The organism is Moorena sp. SIO3B2 (assembly GCF_010692525.1).
Lineage (GTDB): Bacteria > Cyanobacteriota > Cyanobacteriia > Cyanobacteriales > Coleofasciculaceae > Moorena > Moorena producens.
The window spans coordinates 8,910-11,266 of sequence record NZ_JAAHHE010000208.1; the positions used below are offsets into that span (position 1 = coordinate 8,910).

General features: G+C 40.2%; 4 protein-coding genes. 3 read left to right on the top strand and 1 reads right to left on the bottom strand.

Going from position 1 to position 2,357, the window contains the following annotated elements; translation table 11 throughout:
* On the top strand, nt 1–213 hold a 213-nt coding region (locus F6K38_RS27875; RefSeq protein WP_287358329.1), incomplete at its 5' end, for a chorismate pyruvate-lyase family protein.
* Here F6K38_RS27875 and F6K38_RS27880 read toward each other — a convergent pair.
* On the bottom strand, nt 170–382 hold the full coding sequence (locus F6K38_RS27880; RefSeq protein WP_287312460.1) for a hypothetical protein: 213 nt from the start codon (nt 380–382) through the stop codon (nt 170–172). The two genes, F6K38_RS27875 and F6K38_RS27880, sit on opposite strands and share 44 nt — an antisense overlap.
* A gap of 13 nt (nt 383–395) precedes the next feature.
* Here F6K38_RS27880 and F6K38_RS27885 point away from each other — a divergent pair, with 13 nt between their 5' ends.
* Together F6K38_RS27885 and F6K38_RS27890 are read left to right on the top strand one after the other, a co-directional pair.
* The gene (locus tag F6K38_RS27885; RefSeq protein WP_009149141.1) at nt 396–1,487 is read left to right on the top strand and encodes an effector-associated domain EAD1-containing protein; all 1,092 of its coding nucleotides are present in this window, start codon (nt 396–398) and stop codon (nt 1,485–1,487) included.
* Between the two features lie 366 nt (nt 1,488–1,853).
* On the top strand, nt 1,854–2,357 hold a 504-nt coding region (locus F6K38_RS27890; RefSeq protein ID WP_287358332.1), incomplete at its 3' end, for an effector-associated domain EAD1-containing protein.

The following is a 2,357-nucleotide window of genomic DNA, read 5'->3' on the forward strand; positions in this document are numbered from 1 at the left end:
CCCATTGGCAAAATCTGGCGAGAGCAGAGATTCGAGACCTTTAAAGAAATTGTGGATACTGGCAAAAAGCCAGCTAACGAATTAGCTGATTATTTCCAGATTGAACCGGAAGCAAATTTACTGTTTCGTACCTATTGCGTCTTTTCTAATCGCCAATCGGTGATGATGATTAGTGAATATTTTCCTGAAAGTTATTTTTTGAATAGACTATAGGGAGTAGGGAGTCGGGAGTCGGGAGTCGGGAGCAGGGAGTCGGGAGGGTGGGAAGTGTGGGGAGGGTGGGGAGCTTGATTAACTCTTGCCTTTTGCCTTTTGCCTCTTGCCTTTTGCCTTTTGCCTTTTGCCTTTTGCCTTTTCCTAAGGGATTCTGTTCACAACTCAAATGGAAATTCTAAATGAAACTAACTGGACAGCAATATCAACAATTAACGAATGCTTTACTTGATGCTTTCCCATTAAAAATAAGACTTGCTGAATTAGTTGAATATAAATTCAGCAAAAATCTAGATTCTATTGCGATGGGAGATGACTTAAAAGAAATTGTATTTAAGTTAATTAAAGCTGCTCAAGCAGAAGGATGGGTTGATAAATTAATTGCAGGTGCCCGTGAATCGAATCCAGGTAACCCAGCGTTATTCGCCTTTGCCCAGGAGTTTAATATTGCGATTGCTATGCCGCAACCGCTATTAGCAAAAGGTCGATTAGAAAGACTGATTAAGAAAACTAATTCTTTTTTAGATGTAAATCAGTGGCGGGAAAAGTTAGGTCAAATTGAAGGGCAAGTCTGTCGTGTAGAAGTTACGAATAAGGATAATAGTCTGGAATTTGGGACAGGTTTTCTGATTGCTCCCAATGTGGTTATTACTAATTACCATGTGGTGGAATCGGTAATTTTAAAACAAGCAACGTCTAGTAATGTTATCCTGCGTTTTGACTACAAGCAGTTAGGGGATGGTAAAGTTATCAATCCTGGTAAGGAGTATCGCTTAGTAGAGGATGACTGGCTAATTGATCAAAGTCCTTATACCAACAATCCATTACCAACCCCTGAGCAATTGGATTATGCCTTGCTGAGAGTAGATGGAGTTCCTGGGGAAGAACCGATTGGGAAAAATCCCGATCCCAATTCTCCAAAGCGCCAGTGGATTGAGTTACCCCAACAGCCATATTATCAGTTTGTGCCCAATACTCCACTGTTTATTGTGCAGCATCCCCAGGCCGAACCCTTAAAATTGGCCTTTGACACCGAGGCTATTATTACTATTAACGAGAATGGTACAACGGTTAAGTATAAAACCAATACCGAACCCGGTTCCTCTGGTTCTCCATGTTTTGATATTAACTGGAATTTAGTAGCCCTGCATCATAGTGGTGACCCAAGCTGGAATCCTAGTTATAACGCTGGCAGTCCTTTCAGTGCTATTTGTGAGCGGTTAGAGAAGCAAGGGTTATTGACAGATTTACTTAAAGGTGAAGCAATGTGGTGAATGGTTGTCTGTAAGCTATCAGCATTCAGCTATCAGCATTCAGCTATCAGCATTCAGCTGATGCGCTACGCGCTGCATCGCTACTTGAGGTGCTTTTGAATACAACAGGTAAGCATTTGTTTAATCTGAGTTAACTCCCAGGGTCGAAGCCTGTGCCACGGCTGACCGCTGACCCCTGACCGCACCTCAAGTAGCGTGCGCGTAGCGCATATGCTTACGGTTGTCTGAACCTGTAAACCACCACCAGGTTGCCAAATGCCAGGAAATCAAGGAAAATTTACGGAACTCGGTCTAATCATAGTATAGATACTTAATTAGAGTCAGAATATCAAGTTCTATTTTTCACAGGTATTGAAGTAACCATCAATGAATGCTGGACATACCCCTGGTTATCTACTCGCGCAAATAGAGTCAGCACTGTGTAGTGCTTTCCCTAGTAAAACTAAATTAGAAATGATGCTAGGACATCAATTAAATACAAATCTGGAAGAGGTTGCTAGTGGTGGCAATTTGAAGGAAATTGTTTACAAAGTAGTACAAGATTTTAAGAGTAGCAATAAGAGTTTAGCAAAATTAATTAATAAAGCTCTTCAAGAAAATCCATATAATCCTGACTTAAAGGCAATCAAGGAAAAATTTAAAGTTACGACTAGTTTAGTCAATATCTTGCTTCCTTTAGAAAACAACTTGATGAAGCAAATGCAACAGGCTTATAGAGGTTGTTGTGCTGATAACTTATTAGATGATTCGGCAGAGGAAATCCCTGAAAGTTTAGAGGAAATTCTAGAGAGTTTAGATAAAATACCTCAATACTACAATGATCAGGAAATACCTATTATACAATTTGGCGCTCGTTTATTAGAAACTGAA